General features: G+C 41.5%; 16 protein-coding genes. 9 read left to right on the forward strand and 7 right to left on the reverse strand.

All coding sequences use genetic code 11. The annotated features are described in order from the left end of the window. The first annotated feature begins 7 nt into the window (after positions 1 to 7). Positions 8 to 2386, forward strand: a complete 2379-nt coding sequence (locus BUR11_RS02710) for a tetratricopeptide repeat protein (protein WP_074223286.1) — start codon at positions 8 to 10, stop codon at positions 2384 to 2386. Between the two features lie 55 nt (positions 2387 to 2441). On the opposite strand, the gene BUR11_RS02715 is transcribed toward BUR11_RS02710, so the two are convergent. Continuing rightward, positions 2442 to 3116 (reverse strand): OmpA family protein, encoded by a 675-nt coding sequence (locus BUR11_RS02715; protein WP_074223287.1) that lies wholly within the window; start codon positions 3114 to 3116, stop codon positions 2442 to 2444. A gap of 252 nt (positions 3117 to 3368) precedes the next feature. Here BUR11_RS02715 and BUR11_RS02720 point away from each other — a divergent pair, with 252 nt between their 5' ends. From BUR11_RS02720 to BUR11_RS02745, 6 genes are all read left to right on the forward strand, one after another. Then, positions 3369 to 4616 (forward strand): alkaline phosphatase family protein, encoded by a 1248-nt coding sequence (locus BUR11_RS02720; protein ID WP_074223288.1) that lies wholly within the window; start codon positions 3369 to 3371, stop codon positions 4614 to 4616. 1 nt (position 4617) lies between these two features. Then, positions 4618 to 5016: a group III truncated hemoglobin gene (locus BUR11_RS02725; protein ID WP_074223289.1), complete on the forward strand. Its 399-nt coding sequence runs from the start codon at positions 4618 to 4620 to the stop codon at positions 5014 to 5016. A 47-nt stretch (positions 5017 to 5063) separates the two neighbouring features. After that, positions 5064 to 5981, forward strand: coding sequence for a formate/nitrite transporter family protein (locus tag BUR11_RS02730; protein WP_084560949.1), 918 nt, complete (start codon positions 5064 to 5066; stop codon positions 5979 to 5981). 21 nt (positions 5982 to 6002) lie between these two features. After that, complete coding sequence (locus tag BUR11_RS02735; RefSeq protein WP_084560844.1) at positions 6003 to 6695, forward strand: 3-keto-disaccharide hydrolase; 693 nt, start codon at positions 6003 to 6005, stop codon at positions 6693 to 6695. A 137-nt stretch (positions 6696 to 6832) separates the two neighbouring features. Further along, the gene (locus BUR11_RS02740) at positions 6833 to 7579 is read left to right on the forward strand and encodes a hypothetical protein (protein ID WP_084560845.1); all 747 of its coding nucleotides are present in this window, start codon (positions 6833 to 6835) and stop codon (positions 7577 to 7579) included. A 52-nt stretch (positions 7580 to 7631) separates the two neighbouring features. Further along, a complete protein-coding gene (locus BUR11_RS02745; protein WP_074223290.1) occupies positions 7632 to 8660 on the forward strand; it encodes a CotH kinase family protein in 1029 nt (342 codons plus the stop codon). 57 nt (positions 8661 to 8717) lie between these two features. Here the strand turns inward: BUR11_RS02745 and BUR11_RS02750 are convergent, their stop codons facing one another. Both BUR11_RS02750 and parS read right to left on the reverse strand, forming a co-directional pair. After that, positions 8718 to 9173: an RES family NAD+ phosphorylase gene (locus tag BUR11_RS02750; protein WP_074223291.1), complete on the reverse strand. Its 456-nt coding sequence runs from the start codon at positions 9171 to 9173 to the stop codon at positions 8718 to 8720. Positions 9174 to 9178: 5 nt separating this feature from the next. Then, positions 9179 to 9640 carry a type II RES/Xre toxin-antitoxin system antitoxin gene (gene parS, locus BUR11_RS02755; RefSeq protein ID WP_074223292.1) on the reverse strand — a complete coding sequence of 154 codons (462 nt, stop codon included), beginning with the start codon at positions 9638 to 9640 and terminating at the stop codon, positions 9179 to 9181. 294 nt (positions 9641 to 9934) lie between these two features. On the opposite strand from parS, the gene BUR11_RS02765 reads away from it, so the two are divergent. Both BUR11_RS02765 and BUR11_RS02770 read left to right on the forward strand, forming a co-directional pair. Beyond that, the gene (locus BUR11_RS02765; RefSeq protein WP_074223294.1) at positions 9935 to 10180 is read left to right on the forward strand and encodes a hypothetical protein; all 246 of its coding nucleotides are present in this window, start codon (positions 9935 to 9937) and stop codon (positions 10178 to 10180) included. Between the two features lie 9 nt (positions 10181 to 10189). Beyond that, entirely contained in the window at positions 10190 to 11344 is a 1155-nt protein-coding gene (locus BUR11_RS02770; RefSeq protein ID WP_074223295.1) for a DUF4221 family protein, read from the forward strand. A 414-nt stretch (positions 11345 to 11758) separates the two neighbouring features. Here BUR11_RS02770 and BUR11_RS02780 read toward each other — a convergent pair whose 3' ends face one another. From BUR11_RS02780 to BUR11_RS02800, 4 genes are all read right to left on the reverse strand, one after another. After that, complete coding sequence (locus tag BUR11_RS02780; RefSeq protein WP_074223297.1) at positions 11759 to 14716, reverse strand: DNA polymerase III subunit alpha; 2958 nt, start codon at positions 14714 to 14716, stop codon at positions 11759 to 11761. A 469-nt stretch (positions 14717 to 15185) separates the two neighbouring features. After that, a complete protein-coding gene (locus tag BUR11_RS21400; protein ID WP_317045215.1) occupies positions 15186 to 15353 on the reverse strand; it encodes a type II toxin-antitoxin system RelE/ParE family toxin in 168 nt (55 codons plus the stop codon). A gap of 150 nt (positions 15354 to 15503) precedes the next feature. After that, complete coding sequence (locus BUR11_RS02790) at positions 15504 to 15710, reverse strand: hypothetical protein (RefSeq protein WP_074223298.1); 207 nt, start codon at positions 15708 to 15710, stop codon at positions 15504 to 15506. Between the two features lie 168 nt (positions 15711 to 15878). Continuing rightward, a complete protein-coding gene (locus BUR11_RS02800; protein WP_074223300.1) occupies positions 15879 to 16439 on the reverse strand; it encodes a pentapeptide repeat-containing protein in 561 nt (186 codons plus the stop codon). Position 16440 lies beyond the last annotated feature (1 nt).

Raw genomic sequence — 16440 nt, forward strand, 5'->3', positions numbered from 1 at the left:
AGTAAGGATGAAGCAAAAACCCATTTTTTGGATACTTTTCATTTCCCTATTGGGGGCAGCATTATACATTCATACCTTTAATTATGGGTATTCCGGAGACGACGGGATTTATGCCTACTTCAATCGTGTCACCCAAAAAGGATTAGCCGAATGGACAGAACTGTTTCAATACGGTTCCATGAATTTTATTTCAATTAATCCCGTAAATACCAGTATTTACAGACCTTTTACTTTATTGACCTTTGCGATAGAGTATCAGATTTTCGGGGAGTTCAATGCCACAAACGGTCACATTCTCAATGTGATTTTATATTTCTTCTTATTGGTCATTTTGGGGAATCTTATGGTGATCCTGTCCCAAAAGAAGGCCCTTCCGATCTTTGTTCCTTTACTGGTTTTACTTCTGTATGCAGTTCACCCGATCCATACGGAAGTGGTGGCATCGGTCAAAAGCAGGGATACTTTATTAGCTTCCTTGTTCGCTTTTTCGGCGATTCTTTACTGGGTCAAAAATGAAGGGAGCTTTACCCTTCCTAAGCAATTTTTGGTGGGAGGCTTATTTTTCCTTTCCCTGATTTCCAAAGAGGAGACCATTACCCTGATGGCTTTGGTGTTCTTAATCGCTTACTTCTTTCAGAAACGCTCCTTTGGAGCAAGTATCAAATCTGTAATTCCCTATTTGATTCCGGTCATCCTTTATTTGGTATGCCGGGCGATCGTGTTGGATGAAGCAGCCACCGTATATGATTCCAAAATCAATTCCGTGTTATATGGAGTATCAGGCGGAGAAAGACTGGCCACCAACCTATTTATTTACCTCCAGTATGTAAAATTGCTGGTAGTTCCCCATCCACTTTCCTGGGATTATTCCTTCAGCCAGATTGATGTTCAAACCTTTGCCAATCCTCTTGTTTGGGTCAGTTTGCTATTCTTCGCCGGGTTGATTTTTGTGGCAGTCAAAGGCCTGAAGTCCCGGTCATTGATCAGTTTTGGGATTCTTTTTTACCTGGCTACTTTTTCGATTTTCGCCAACTTGACAGATTCTTTGACCATTGGATCGAATCTCGGAGAGCGGTTTCTGTTCATCCCTTCTCTGGCATTCTGTTTTTTGGTGGTATATGGACTTTATATGCTCATGCAGCATTATCAAATCCAAAAGGCCCCTCTTATTTCCTTGTTGATTTTAATGCCGTTCTTACTTGCTTTCTCCTGGAAGACCATCGATCGCGCCAAAGTATGGAAAGACGGCCTATCACTTTCCTATTCAGGAATTGAAACTGCTCCAAAAAGTTGGAGAACACATGTGATGTATGCAGAGGAATTACGTTTGGAAGCCGCCAAACTAAAAACAACTTCTCCAGATTCCGCCAGGGATTACTATGCCGAATCGGTGGTACATTTTGATCAGGCTTATGAGATTTTGGGAGAAGATGCCTCGGTCTCCCAATATTTGGCTGCATTAGCAGAGTCTTTACTAGGAGTGGGAGATACTACCAGAGCGTTGGTGGTGCTGGAGCAAAGCATAGAAAAACAACCGGATTCCCATTTCGCCAAATTCAAATTGGCGGCAATTTCCTTTGAACAAGGAGACTATGAGAGGGCAAGGCGGCTGTACCTGGAAAGCCTTCAGACGAAGAAGCCTGATTTGTATGCGACCTATAAAAACTTGGGATTGACCTATATCCGTCTGAATGAAAAAGCGAATGCGGTGGCAGTTTTTGAAAAGGCACTGGAGGTACAAGAGGATCCGGAAATCAATAGAAACCTGGCTTATCTGTATACCGAATTGGGGGATTTGGAAAAGGCCAAAGCCTATGGCGCAGGAGAAGATGATTTTTCTGTGGAAGAGACCGCCTTTTTATTGGCGATGAGAGCGGGAAATACTGCCTTTGAAAATAAAAATTATGCGGAAGCAGTCCGGAATTATTCAGAAATAGAGGCAGCGTTTGAGGACTTTGGAGGCTCAGAAAAGTATCCCTCCTATTATGCTGCTTACGGAAAAGCCTTGTTGGAGTCCAAGGATACCCTTGCCTCAAAAGCCAGGTTTTTGAAAGCATATGAGGTTGATCCGGGCAATTCGGTGGTGTTGACCAATTTAGGTACGATCTCCTTTTTGAAGGACAGGAATTATGCGAATGCAGAAAAGTATTTCAGGGCTGCAGTGGAGGCCGGTCATGAAGATCAGTTCTCCGCCTATACAAACCTTGGGACGGCCTTGATTGTACAGAGAAAAGAACGAGAAGCCATTGAGGCATTTGAAAAATCCCTTCAATATGGGTCTAGCAGATCTGTGCTCTCCAATTTGTACCTGCTCAATAAAGCGGTGGGGAATGAGGAACGGATGAAGTATTACCAAGAGCAATTGGCCAATACGAGTAATCAATAAAAAGAAAGGCAACCCATTGGGTCGCCTTTCGGATCTATAAATAGGGTGGTAGGACTTATTGTCCCAACTCACCTCGTTCAGCCATACGTTTCATTTTCTTATTGGCATAAATAGCCACTTCCACCCTTCGGTTTTGTTGTCTTCCGGCTTCGTTTTCATTCGTGGCAATCGGCTGTGATTCTCCGTATGCCGCAGTTTCCAATCGGGATCGATCAATACCCATGGCAGTCAGGTAATCTTCTACAGAATAAGCCCTTTCCCTGGATAGGTTTAGGTTATAGTCATCAGAACCTGTGGCATCTGTGTGGCCTTCCGCTAGGATATTGGTGTCCTCGTATTTTTTCAAGGTCTCAGAAAGTTCGGTCAAGTTTTCTCTGGAGTTGGCATTGAGATCAGATTTATCCACTGCGAACATCAATCCGGAATCAAAGGTGATCTTAATTCCCTCACCTACTCGTTCAACGGTAGCACCTTCCAGATCTCTCTGAAGTTCTTCAGCAGCCTTATCCATTTGGTTTCCGATAATGGCACCCGCGGTACCTCCGATGGCAGAACCAATCAATACACCTGTGGCTGTATTGTCTTTTCCGGCAATTACACCACCAAGCACACCGCCGGCGGCACCGCCTATTGCACCACCTTTGACGGCATTACTTGATTTACAACTCACAGCTCCCAGGGATACGGAAGCGATCATTACGGTATAAAGAATTTTGTTGGTCGTTTTCATAATCTTTTTGTTTGATACCAGCAGCAGTTCAAATCATAGGCCATTGCGATTCTGGGCGATTTTGGCTGTTTTTGCGAAATTAGGATGGAAAATTATTCCCGAAAATGGGGAGTAGTCCACAGTTTTTGACTAATCTTAATCTATAGAAGAAGGAGGTGAGGGGGCCAATCTGGATGAAAAAGCTGCAGCCATCAGAAAGGGATCCTTGGTTTCGATGCAATCCAAAAGTATTTTCATGCAAAGATTACTTTTATGAGAAAGACCATTCTGTTTGTAGTAGCCTTGATGGGATTGCATTGCTATTCCTGGGCACAGGAATCCAAAAAACCAGTGGTGATTCTGATCTCCCTGGATGGATTTCGATATGATTATGTGGAGCGGTTTCAGCCTGAAAACCTAAGTAGATTTATTGAAGGAGGGACCGCCGCTAAATCTTTAATTCCTTCTTTTCCTACCAAAACATTTCCGAATCACTACACCATCGCCACCGGGTTGAGACCGGAACACCATGGGATTGTGGATAATGGGTTTTATGATCCGAATCGCGACGAGGAATACCATCATAACAATCCTACCTATTCAACAGATGGGTCTTGGTATGGAGGAACGCCACTTTGGGTCTTGGCCGAACAAAATGGGTTGAAAGCGGCTAGTTATTTCTTTGTGGGGTCAGAAGCAGATGTTCAGGGAGTAAGGCCAAGCTACTATTTTAAGTACGATGGAAGGGTCAATAACCTGACGCGGGTAAGCCAGGTATTTGAGTGGTTACAGCTTCCCGAAGAAGAAATGCCCCAGATGATTACCATGTATTTTTCGGATATGGATGATGTAGGTCATGCCTATGGGCCGTTGAATGACCAGAAATTAAATGAAAGATTACAGCAGCTGGATCACACCTTAGGAACCTTGATGGAAGGTGTAAAAAGTTTGGACCTAGACGTCAACATTTTTATTGTTTCTGACCACGGTATGATGGAAGTGCCCTTTAAAAACTTCTTTGCGTTGGATGAGATCACAGAGGGGCTGGATTTGAAAGTAGTAAATAATGGAGCCTTGGCACATTTGTATCTTGACAATCCCAAAAAGAAAAAAAAGGTATTGAAGAAACTAAACAAACGTGAAGGCCCTTTTAAAGTGGTGGATGTGGAAGAATCAGAATACTATCAGGATTTATCCCGGTATGGGGATCGAATCGGTGATATTTTGATTTTACCTGAATTGGGATTTTACATAGCCAGTAACCGGGAGGGCTTGGCCCGGGTAAAAGCCAACATGGCTAGGGCAGAGTCCGATTATTACGGAGGCCATGGTTTTAGTCCTACCTACCAACAAATGCATGGGATATTCTATGCCAATGGACCTGAGATTAAGGAAGGGATGACCATTGAATCCTTTGAAAATATCCATATTTACCCCTTGATCTGTCAGATTTTGGGATTACCGATTCCGGAAGGTATAGATGGGGAGTTACAGGTGTTAGCGCCAATTTTGAAAGATTAGAATGGATAAGATTGATATTCGCAGTAGAAAAGAAGTAGACTTTCTGGTTCGAAGGTTTTATGATCAGGTACGGGTTCATGAAACCTTGGGTCCTGTGTTTAATCAGATTGTGGAGGACTGGGAGCATCATTTGACCCATTTAAGTGATTTTTGGGAGATGATTTTACTGCAAACCGGTCCAGGGGCCGGCAAGTTTAACCCCACCAAAGTCCATCGGGAAGTGGATGCCGCAGTAGATCACAGCATAGAGCAGCAACATTTTGGGAATTGGCTGGAGTTATGGTTTACCACCATTGATCGGTATTTTGAAGGAGAAGTGGCAGCTTATGCCAAAGAGCATGCGCGAAGAATGGCTCATATGTTGTTTATGAGAATATGGGAGGGGAGACAATTGAACTGACCTATCCTTTTTGCAAAAGAATCACCCAGGTGAAAAATCCTAGAAATATGACCGAGGAAGAAAAAAAATATGCTGCAGAACAAAAGAAGTTAGCTGCTGAAGAAAAAAAGCTGGCTGCAGAAGAGAAAAAGAAGCAGAAAGTAATAGACAAGGAAATCCAGACCACCAAAAAAACTGGGAAAGATGCCCCTAAGTCACATGGGGAGATCCTAAGAGACCAGATTTCTGATGCCTTGGAGACCTATGAAAAAAGTCCAAGTAGTTTGTTTTTGAGCTCTATCACCGCTGGTCTGGAGATTGGGTTTAGCTACCTGATGATATGCACCGTTTTCTTTTTTGCAATGGGCAAAATGGATGAAGGTTCTATTTTTAAGCTAATTTCTTTGGTCTATCCATTGGGGTTTATCTTGGTGGTATTGGGGCAAAGTATCCTCTTTACGGAGCAAACGGCCTTGTTGACATTGCCTGTTTTAAATAAAAAGCAAACAATTAGAGCAATGCTCAAGCTATGGGGAGTGGTGATCAGCGGAAATTTAATAGGAGGCTATATCATTGCGCTGCTCCTCAATTGGCTAGGTCCAAGGTTAGGAATATTTGATAAAGAGGTAGTGGTAACCATTGCCTTGCATGTCCTGGAAGTGAAACCAATGGTGATCTTGGTCAGTGCAATCGTCGCAGGTTGGTTGATGGGGCTGCTGTCCTGGCTCCTGGCTTCGGTCAAAGATACCATCAGTAGGATTGTCATGATCTTTTTGATTACCTCTGTCTTGGCATTCACGAGTTTGCACCACAGTATTATTGGAAGCATTGAGGTGTTTTCAGGTATGTTGAAGTCCCCGGAAATTTCGCTTTTGGATTATTTGATGTTTCAAGGATTGGCTTTACTGGGAAATGCTTTTGGAGGAGCAATTTTCGTAGGCCTGATTAAATACCGAGCATTTGTATACAATATCGTTGGCAAGTAGACCACTCTAAAATCACTTAAAATGAGGAATTTTTTATACGCTGTTTTTTCAATTGGATTGACAACCTTTTGTTTTTTTCAATGCACCAAGCCTTCTAATGCACCAATCCCCTTATTTAACGGGACTAATTTGGATGGCTGGCATATGGATGTTCCAGATTTGGAAGCTGACAGCAGTTTAAGGATTCCTTTTATTATTAGAGATGGATTGCTCGTGAGCTTGGGTACGCCAGAAGGACATTTAATTACCGATCAGGAATACGGGGATTATACCTTGGAACTGGATTACCGATTTGCCGGAGAGCCCGGGAATTGTGGAATACTGGTTCATGCATCTGAGCCCAGGGCATTGTATGAGATGTTCCCAAAATCCATTGAGGTTCAACTGATGCATAGCAATGCGGGAGATTTTTGGTGTATACAGCAGGATATAAAGGTGGAGGAGATGGAAAGTAGGAGAGGTCCAAAGGAAGATTGGGGTGTGTCGGAAGGGAAAGAAAGAAGGATTGTGAATTTGACGGATGATTCAGAAAAGCCTTTGGGTGAGTGGAACCATATAAAAATCAGGTGTTTCAATGACACGATTACCGTATGGCTCAATGGAGATTTAGTCAATGAGGGCTTTGGGGCGACTGCTACCAGAGGACAAGTGGCCCTGCAGGCGGAAGGTGCTGAAGTCGAATTTAAGAATATCTTTTTGACTGAAATAAACTGAAAAAAATCCTATATTAAAGAGTTGTAATTCATTGTTTTTCAAATTTTTGTCAGGATTATTGATGGAAATTTTAGTTTTAAATTGAACTAATTCAATTTGATTCAAGGATTATCACCAAACAACTCAGGGTTTTTATCATGGAAAAGTACCTAATCATTATTAATTGGAGGACTTTTGTAGTATTGGCAATTTCCGCGGTTACTACCCATTTGACGTTGGTAAATAATTTTCAATACAATTTTGGTCTGACTATGATCAGTATTGCAATTATTTTTCCTTTGGTTTTTTCCATTAAAAGTGCATTTAGGCGTAGAGAAAAGGCCTTGGAACACTTAGCTAGGTTCCGTTCGGCCTTGATTACTGTCAATGCCTGTTTACAAAGTCAGCCGAAAATCAGTGAGGAAGAAAAAGAGGCAGTGCAATCAGATATTCTGGCTGTTTCAAAAAGCTTACGAGCGTATTTAGGCCCCGATCCTATTCCATTGGAAAAAGTGAGGGCGGATGCCATTAAGGTGAGTACCTATATTCAGCAGCGATCTTCCCATATGAAGTACAATGCTTCTATGAAGATCCAAGGGTTTATGGGGGATGTATTGTCAGGGATAGAAAATACTGCAGCGATCAAAGAGCATAGAACTCCGGCTTCCATCAGAGCTTACTGCCTGATCTTTATTTACCTGTATCCGATCATTTATATTCCTTCCGTTTATTACTCCCTTCAAGAGGGTGGTTCAGAGAGTAACCCATGGATATTGTATTCTCTAGGGATGATTTCCACATTCATTCTGATTTCACTTTTTAATGTTCAGATACAATTGGAGAATCCATTTGATCAGGTAGGGGTAGATGATGTGAAATTGGAATTGTTTGATTTGAATGAGTGATCAGTCTGAAAGTCAGGCTGATGTTTGCTGTTTTTTATGAATTAATCGAGCTATGAAAAGTTTGTTGTACGGAATAGGGACTTGTTTGGTACTGTTGCTGTTTCAATTGAATGGGTATTCCCAAGAGGAAATCGATTTGTTTTCGGATCAAGAACCCCTGGAAATCAAAATGAAGTTTTCCCTCAAAGAGCTAAGAAAACAAACGAATGACTCTACCTATATGGATCACAATCTTCAGCTGAAAAATGAAGAAACCGGAGAATGGGAAACTTTGGATATTGAGCTGCGGGTGAGAGGGAATTTTAGATTAGATAATTGTTTTTATCCTCCGCTCCGAGTGAAAGTGAAGAAAAAACAAGCCAAGGGAACCGTGTTTGATGGAAACAGGAATCTGAAATTGGTGATACCCTGTTCCAAAGCAAATGGAGCGGATAGTGATGTTATCAAAGAATACCTTTGTTATAAGCTTTTTGAACCCATTACCCCTTATGCTTTTCAGACCAGATTAGTCAAAGTGTATTTTGATAATGAGGATGATAAGAAAGATGAGGAGGAGGAGCTGATTGGGTTTTTCATAGAAGATGATGACAATGTAGCAGATCGGTTTGGAGGAGAGATTCTGGATGGAAAAAAAATCATTGGAACCTTACTCGAAGATACTGCAGCAGTGCGTCATGATTATTTCCAGTTAATGATTGGAAATACAGATTGGTCCACCATGTACCAGCACAATATGAAAATCCTGAAATTAGACTCTAAAACAGTAGTTCCGTTGCCCTATGATTTTGATATGACGGGCATCGTAAACCCTCCTTATTCCCAGGTGAGTAATTTGGTGAATATTGAAATGGTGACAGAGCGACTGTATAGGGGATATTGTAGGGAGGAGTCCCTGATGCAGGCAATCAGGCAGGAATTTCTTGAATTGCAGCCGGAAATCTGGGCTAGGGTAGAAGCTCATGAAGCAATGATGGATAAGGGTGATTACAGGAATTTCAGTTCCTTTCTTCAGGAATTTTTTGACATTATAGGAAATGATCGAGCTTTTGAAAGCCAGGTTTTAATGGACTGCCGTAAATAATTTATTATAAGTTAAAAGTGCTGGAGGAAGGAAAGTAAATTTGTCTTACTGATCATCTCATTTAATAATTCTCTGGTCGAGTTGTAAAGGGTAGGTTTTGAAAGTAACCAGATTGAATTTTTCCGAGAGCGGGTTGATCACGAAATTCAATGAAGTTGGATCTACCACAGATGGGACAGCAAAACACAACGTTTTGGAAGTTAATAGCTTGGTTCCGAATTCCTGTGAAGTTTTGGAAGGAGGGAGTTGGTTCCAGTTGGAAGGGAAACCGTCAATTTTTGGAGAAAAAATCAGTTCCTCAGGAATCTGTATTTCCATGACGGAGTACTTGATCAAACGATCAGAAGAAAATAACTCCGGGTCGATCGTCAGTCTTTCCAACAGCGAAGAAGAAATACTTGATCCGGCATAAATAGCAGGATGACCGGGTAGATTCCATCGGCCTCCAAAGAGTTTAGCTCCTGTGCCACTGGTATCGTTGTATTCGGTTAAGGCTATTCGGTAGACAATCATGTTGATCAAATGGCGATGCCATACTGAAGTCTCATGATTTCTGTTTTCAGAAGATCAATTCCCTCGGTCAGATCGATTAATTCCAATGGCTTTCTGTTTCCAAGCGTAAATAGTGGACGCTCCATCCATCTTTTAAATCCTTCTCTGCCAAAGTAATTGATCCCAATTGCATATAATTCTGCGAGGCGATAGATTTTTTCTGATTGTAGGGTGTCAAAAACTTCTTTTCGCTGAAGGGTTTTGGAGGAAACACCCAAAGCAGTGGCTAATGTATTGTAATCCAGACCTGCCATTTCTTTGAGGGCATCAAAAGATTTTTTCTCCAAGCCATTTCTAAAAGTCTCCAAACGGCTTAAAGGCTCATCCAATGCATTGCCGGCGACATGAAGAATGTCAGAAGCAGAAAGGTTTGCTGTTTTAGCGTAGGCTACTGCAGGCTCATTGACTTTGGAAGATTTCTTTGCCATGATCAGAAAAGGAAATTTGTCTTTTAATATAACGTAAATTGTCCAATAAAGGATTCCTTAACTACATTTTTTTAACCTTCTGCATTCCAATATTCCAATCGTTCTCATCTGGTAGCTTCGATGTTGTAGAAGTCAATTTCGGGATTCAATTGATTTTTAAAAAAAAGCAAGTATTTGAATTTGATTTGAAACTATTTTACATCATCTATTTGATTATTAGTTTATTTTTTTTTTTTTTTTTTTTTTTTTTTTTTTTTTTTTTTTGAACTAACTTATTAACAAAACCTAAAAAAAATGAAAAAATTTGCCAGTATTCTTTTTGGTGTTCTTGTCCTAGTTGGCAGTTTAGTAACACATGTTTATTCTCAAGGTTTGCCACCGTGTAGTGGTGGGGTTTTGATATCAGGGACTGGAGGTCCAGGAGGTGGAGAACCTTCTGTTTATGATTTTGGCTCGTATATTCAGGTTATAAGTTCTTCTTTGCCAGGTGGAGGGTGTGCTGGTGAACATAGAGACTGTTCTTCAGCTCCACAACAATAAATTTGTTTTATGAGAAAATGTTTTTTAATCTTTATTTTCGGATTAATAGCACTTATATCTTGTCAAAATTCAAAAGAATCAGCCTCGGATTCGGGGTTGGTCTTTTTGAATTCTCAGAAATTTGAACTTGATAGTTTAGCTGTACCAAGTTTACTTTTTAATCAAGTGTCAAAAATTGAAAACAAAGAATACTTATTCAATTTAAATCAGTTAAATAATAGCTTGGATTTATATGATATAAATTCTGGGATATTATCAAAACGAATTTCTTTTGAGAACGCAGGGCCTAATGCAATAAAGGGGATAAGTGGGTTTTATGTTCACAACTTAGACTCTATATTCTTATTCCCTAAAATGAGTTTTGTCAAAACAACACTTATCAATATAGATGGTGAAACAAAAAATATTTATAGCCCTCAAATACCATTAGAAAACGAGATTCCTCGTGTATTAAATCATGCCTCTACTAATTATTTGCCAAGTTTCTACTATAATGGCAAAGTGTTTTTTGACCAATTGACCTTAAAAAATACTACTAAGGAAGGTTCGATTAACTCTGACTTTAGGCCATTAGGTTATTTAGATTTAGAATCTGATTCTATTTTATTAGAAAATAATTCTGGATATCCTCAGTTCTACTTAAATAAAAAGTACCCAATTTATGTTTCGGTTCATTCTAGAATTTTAAATAATAATAATAAACTTGTCTATTCCTGGGGCGTTTTGGATAGTCTTATTGTACGTGATTTAGATTGGGGATTGGAAAGGATGGTTTCTTCAAGGAGTAGGTTTCAAGATGGTGATTTTCCTCAAACTCCGAATGCAGGTTTAGTTCAGGAATTGGATGCTGTCATTAGTTCGGGGTATTATGGTAGAGTGGTTTTTGACCCCTTCCAAAAGGTATACTATAGGTTTTATCATATTGGTAGATTATATAATCCAGATCAAGACAATTCGATAACTTCTATCTTTAAGAATGATTTTAGCATTTTGGTTTATGATGAAAACTTGGAGTTACTTCATGAGTCAAAGTTTGATGGAGAGGTTTATGATTTTTATCAAGCCTTTGTAGGTGAAAATGGATTGTACTTACCTAGGCTAAACCCATTTTTAGCTGATCTAAGTGAAGATTTTATAGTTTGTGATATTTTCAGACTGAAATGATTCGACTGTTGTTTTGCTTATTCATATTTCTGATTTCTTGTCGGAATAATTCCGTCAATCAAGAGGAGCGATTAGAATTCTTTTTGCAAGATTTTTCGGAGGCCACATCCCCAAAACTTTTGTTTCTTTTTTTGGAAGGTTGTACAAGTTGCCATGAGTATCAAAACACACTATATCAGGAGGCACTTCTTGATCCTAATTATCAAGTTTTTCTTGTTACTAAATCAATAAAGAAAGCAAAATTGATTTTTGGAATGGTGCCAGATGGGAAAGTTTTTTTTGACAAAGAGCTTGATTCTGTAGATCTTGGTTTAGTAACTGGGGTTCCTATCGTTTATTTTTTGTCTGATTCTAGAAAACAAATTGATAGGTTCGAGATTAGCTTTGAGCAAGTACATTTGGGGTTGCCGTAGTTCATTCCCCTGCATTCCAATATTCCAATCGTTCACATTTGGTAGCCTCGATGCTGTAGAAGTCAAACTCTGCGGTGACTTTCCCTTCGATCAGGTAAATAGCTCGTCCCTTAAAAGGATATTTTTTGACCACGGGAGGGAAATGTACCGTATCGATCCATTGCCCTTCCCGATCGATGAAGGTGCCGAAATTCATGACTTCTCCCTTAACTGTTCGGGTGTACTTGACGGTTACCAGGTACCCGACGATCTGCACGGTTTTGCCCAGGTAGCTTTTGAGTTCGGCAGCACGAATGCCTCGAATGCTTTGGTCCTTGATCAGGTGAAAGGGTGAGTCCAGTGGAAATTCCAGAATGTCGATCTGGTCTACGATCTCCTGTCGGATGTCGATTTCCTCGAGTTGGGGTACTGCAGGCTGACGGAAATTGAACCCGGTATTTTGCTTGAATAGATCGGTGGGGCCAGGAATCGCTTTGCGCTTATTCAGGATGAAATGAGCTTCCCAAAGCAGTTCCTGTTTGGTTTTGCCGGTGAACCGGAAGCAATTGATCCGAATGAGAATGAGTAGCTGTTCCAGGCTGATTTCCACCCGTCCGCAGAAATCCGCCAGTCCAAGGAAGTGCCCATTTTGCCTGCGTTCGGTGAGGATTTTTTCTACCGAAGCTTTCTCCAAGTACTTGAGGTGGATGAATCCGAGATAAACCGTTTTTCCGATGATTCGGGTCAGGTATTCACTTTCGTTGATGTGGGGAGCCTGTATGTCCGCACCGTTCATTCGGAGTTCGTGCACGTAAAACTCCGTGTGATAAAAACCTCCGAAATTATTGATTACTCCCACCATAAACTCCAGTGGAAAATAAGCTTTGAGGTAGAGGCTTTGGTAGCTTTCCACCGCAAAAGAAGCGGAATGTCCCTTTGCAAAGGAATAGCCCGCAAAACTCTCGATCTGATGCCAGACTTCGGCAGCGATTTGATCGGGATGACCTTTCTCCCGGCAATTGCTGAAAAACCGGTCTTTCACACGCTGGAACTCATCTTTGGAGCGGGACTTCCCACTCATCCCTCTTCGCAGGACATCGGCTTCTCCCAGGCTCAATCCAGCAAAGTAATGCGCCACTTTGATCACATCTTCCTGGTAGACCATGATGCCGTAAGTCTCGGGCATGATATCGGCGAGGACAGGATGGGCGATGTTGCGTCGCTCCTCATCTACATGTCGTAAGATGTATTCACGCATCATCCCTGACCTTGCCACTCCCGGACGGATGATGGAGCTGGCGGCGACGAGCTCGAGGTAAGTATTGGCTTTCATCTTGGCCAATAGCATGCGCATGGCAGGAGACTCCACATAGAAGGCGCCGATGGTATGCCCTGTCTGCAGATGTTCGCGGATCAGCGGGTCTTTTTTAAACTCTTCCACCTTTCGGATGTCCACTTTCACCCCTTGGTTTTGGTAGATGATCTCGATCGCACTTTTGATATGTCCGAGGCCGCGCTGGCTCAGGATGTCAAATTTATGCAGCCCGATGTCTTCAGCTACATGCATGTCCACATGCGAAAGGGGGAATCCCTTGGGAGGCATTTCCGTGGCGGTATAATAATGGATGGGCTTGTGGGAAATCAGGATTCCACAGGCATGGACGGTCAGATGGGAAGGCATGTCATGGAGTACTTGGCTGTATTTCATGATCAGCTTTCCGAACTGGTCCGGCTGGTAGCCAGGTTTGTCCGCAAAGTGGATCAGGGACTCGATTTCACTTTTGGGGAGACCAAAAACCTTTCCGAGTTCACGGAAGACGGAGTTGTATTGAAAGGTACTGTAGGCTGCCAATAGACTGACATGTTCCTGTTTGCCTTGATTGTACTTTCTGAAAATATACTCTGTGACCTCATCCCGGTCTTTCCATGAAAAATCAATATCAAAATCGGGAGGATTTTCCCGGTATAAGTTGATGAACCGTTCAAAATATAGATCCAATTCGATGGGGTCCACATCGGTGATCCCCAGGCAATAAGCCACGATGCTATTGGCACCGGATCCTCTGCCTACATGGTAGAAGTTGCGCTGCTGGGCAAAGGTCACAATATCGTAATTGATCAGGAAATAGGAGGTGAAAGCCTTTTGCTGGATCAGTTCCAGTTCCTTTTCGATGCGTTGGGAAATCTCGGGTGTCAGATCAGGATAGCGGTAGAGCGCCCCCTTGAAGGTTTCCTGGCGTAGGAAATCGTAATCTTCCCAATCGGAGCCTAGAATATCCCGTTTGTTTTTGACCGCTTGAAAGTAAAAGGAGAACTGGCAGTGCTCCAGTAGTTTTTGGGCATTGGCCAGCAAGTAGCTATGACCTTCGGAGCGGGCGACCATATCGGCATAGCTATAGAAGCGGTCACCAGGGTCTCCCTGTTCCTCCAAAGGAAGTTTACTCAGTAGGGTGTTGAGGTCCATACTTCGCAAGAGGCGATGGGCGTTGAACTCAATTTTGGAGCTAAAAGTCGCGGGTTGCAACATGACCAGACGGTCCTTGTATTGGAACCAAGGAGAGGAGATTAATTGATTGAGTTGAGTGGGGTGTACTCCGATGTATTCATTTTCCCGCAGGGTAAAAAAGTGCTTGGGCAGGGGATAAATGATAAAGCTGTGATCGAAAGCCGGAGCCCGTTTCCCGAATGGTTTTTTGTGTACCAGGTGCTCAGAAAGATGTGAGTTGAGTTCATAGAACCCCACCTGGTTTCTGGCCAAGCCTACGTATTGTTGTTGGGTGCCATTTCGGAAGTCAATCCCGATGACGGGGTGAATGCCCACCCGTTGGGCTGCTCGGATAAAGGGGAATACTCCTGCGGTGCAATTGATATCTGTCAGGGCAAACGCATCCAGACGTTTGCTTTTCGCTTCCCCGATGAGTGCGTCTACGGATAAGGTCCCGTATTTGAAGCTGAAGTGAGAATGACAGTTGATAAACATGTTTTATAATATTACGCTACGCTGAAATAAGCCTTTGGCCAAATAGAGACGCTTCGCTCCTGAGATACAACTTTGCTGAGATAAGGTCGCTCCGCTCCAGAGATATGCATAGGGTATTATGTGCACTAGCCTATCTTAGTCTATCTTCCGTAGGGCTATCTTACGACCGTAGGGAGATATCTCCACTATACCCTTCTTAAATGTCAATTTAATTAACATTTTAATGTTTATAATGTAGTCAAAAAGTAAGTTCGAAAGCAAATAGAGGAAGTGAATTGTCGGGAATTTCTACTCAGAGATACTTTAATAAGAAGATCACAAAAGGAATCGCCAATCCAATCATAAGTATTAAAAGCTGGAAATTTGCAGATTTGGACGATTCTGGTTTTTTCATGAGCAGGATTGATATGACCAGAATGGTGATCGACTTTATAAAAAAATAATTGCCTATGTAAGGCAGATTAGAAAATCACAGATTAATTTGATTTAATAACTCCTTCAATTCGCTATCCTTGATTGTCTCTTTGTCCGATTTATCATAAATCGAAAGTAGAAAGACTGTCGTCTCGGTGATTTTTACAAAAGTAATGATTCTTGCCCCTCCAGACTTCCCTTTTCCCTTAGAAGAAATGGCCATTCTGATTTTAAAACAGTTTTACCTAATGGCGTTCCCTGGAAAGGATTTTTTTGAAGGGTCTGAATTAGGCTTGAAAAATCTTCTTTTAAAGAAGGATACTTTTTTGCCAATTTCTTCAGCTCCTTACCGAAATTAGGTATGGTAGCTACTTCATAGTTCATCCAATAAATCTTTTGCTGAGATGGCTTTGATTTTGCCTTCTTGGACAAGATTTAATTCTTCCACCGAACGTTTTAAATTTTTATAAACATTAGCTTTATAGGTAGAGATAGGCTCAGCTTTGACAAACTTAAAGTTTTTCAAGAGCTCCATGATAAAATCAGCTTTTTGATCTTCTATGTCTAATAAAACTTTCATCTGAAATAGGCTTTTCTCAAATATACGTTTTTCAAAAGGAATCGGCTACAATTTAAAATGAAGCTTAGTTTCTTGTTGGGAGCTGTTTTACCGCATGCCATTTCAAATCTTGATATTTGAAATAAAAAAACCGAAGCATTTGACTTCGGTGGAGTTTGGAGAGGGGGGTTATCCAATCTTAATCCCATATTTTCCCAGCAAACCAGGAAGTCCGTCCAAATCAAAACGGGCTCCTTTGATGCGGTTGAGTTCTGGGTCGATGCGGTAGTTTTGAGCTTCCCGGAAATCGGCTTTTTCCAATACAGTTTGGTCAAAAATGGCTCCACTTAACTCACTCCCAGCGAAGCTGCTTCCAATCAAATTGGCCATCGTGAAGTCCGCTTCAAGTAATCGGCAAGAATTGAAAATGGTTTTTTTTACCTGGAGATTGTAAAAGCCGCAATAGTCCATTTGACAGTTTTTGAAGGAAAACTCGATTAAGAATGGGTTGCAGCTTTGGAAGTGAATCCCCAGCATTTTACAGGAATCAAAACTGACGCCACGAAAAGAAACTCCAGGAACCTTGCAATTGCTTAGGTCACAATTAGTGAAACTGCAATCCTCAAAACTAAAACCCTGCAGGTTCATCCCCGCGAAATTGCATTGGGAAAAACTGCAGCCTTCGTATTCTCCGGGTTGGAAATTTTCTGGAATTAGATTCTGGAATTGCTGGTCAGCGTAATAGGACATC

Source organism: Algoriphagus halophilus, from assembly GCF_900129785.1.
In the GTDB taxonomy this organism is placed as follows: domain Bacteria; phylum Bacteroidota; class Bacteroidia; order Cytophagales; family Cyclobacteriaceae; genus Algoriphagus; species Algoriphagus halophilus.

Bases quoted from the DNA above. Each gene is read 5' to 3' on its own strand.
- BUR11_RS02710 (WP_074223286.1), top strand. From the start codon at position 8: ATGAAGCAAAAACCCATTTTTTGGATACTTTTCATTTCCCTATTGGGG.
- BUR11_RS02715 (WP_074223287.1), bottom strand. From the start codon at position 3,116: ATGAAAACGACCAACAAAATTCTTTATACCGTAATGATCGCTTCCGTA.
- BUR11_RS02720 (WP_074223288.1), top strand. From the start codon at position 3,369: ATGAGAAAGACCATTCTGTTTGTAGTAGCCTTGATGGGATTGCATTGC.
- BUR11_RS02725 (WP_074223289.1), top strand. From the start codon at position 4,618: ATGGATAAGATTGATATTCGCAGTAGAAAAGAAGTAGACTTTCTGGTT.
- BUR11_RS02730 (WP_084560949.1), top strand. From the start codon at position 5,064: ATGACCGAGGAAGAAAAAAAATATGCTGCAGAACAAAAGAAGTTAGCT.
- BUR11_RS02735 (WP_084560844.1), top strand. From the start codon at position 6,003: ATGAGGAATTTTTTATACGCTGTTTTTTCAATTGGATTGACAACCTTT.
- BUR11_RS02740 (WP_084560845.1), top strand. From the start codon at position 6,833: ATGGAAAAGTACCTAATCATTATTAATTGGAGGACTTTTGTAGTATTG.
- BUR11_RS02745 (WP_074223290.1), top strand. From the start codon at position 7,632: ATGAAAAGTTTGTTGTACGGAATAGGGACTTGTTTGGTACTGTTGCTG.
- BUR11_RS02750 (WP_074223291.1), bottom strand. From the start codon at position 9,173: ATGATTGTCTACCGAATAGCCTTAACCGAATACAACGATACCAGTGGC.
- parS (WP_074223292.1), bottom strand. From the start codon at position 9,640: ATGGCAAAGAAATCTTCCAAAGTCAATGAGCCTGCAGTAGCCTACGCT.
- BUR11_RS02765 (WP_074223294.1), top strand. From the start codon at position 9,935: ATGAAAAAATTTGCCAGTATTCTTTTTGGTGTTCTTGTCCTAGTTGGC.
- BUR11_RS02770 (WP_074223295.1), top strand. From the start codon at position 10,190: ATGAGAAAATGTTTTTTAATCTTTATTTTCGGATTAATAGCACTTATA.
- BUR11_RS02780 (WP_074223297.1), bottom strand. From the start codon at position 14,716: ATGTTTATCAACTGTCATTCTCACTTCAGCTTCAAATACGGGACCTTA.
- BUR11_RS21400 (WP_317045215.1), bottom strand. From the start codon at position 15,353: ATGGCCATTTCTTCTAAGGGAAAAGGGAAGTCTGGAGGGGCAAGAATC.
- BUR11_RS02790 (WP_074223298.1), bottom strand. From the start codon at position 15,710: ATGAAAGTTTTATTAGACATAGAAGATCAAAAAGCTGATTTTATCATG.
- BUR11_RS02800 (WP_074223300.1), bottom strand. From the start codon at position 16,439: ATGTCCTATTACGCTGACCAGCAATTCCAGAATCTAATTCCAGAAAAT.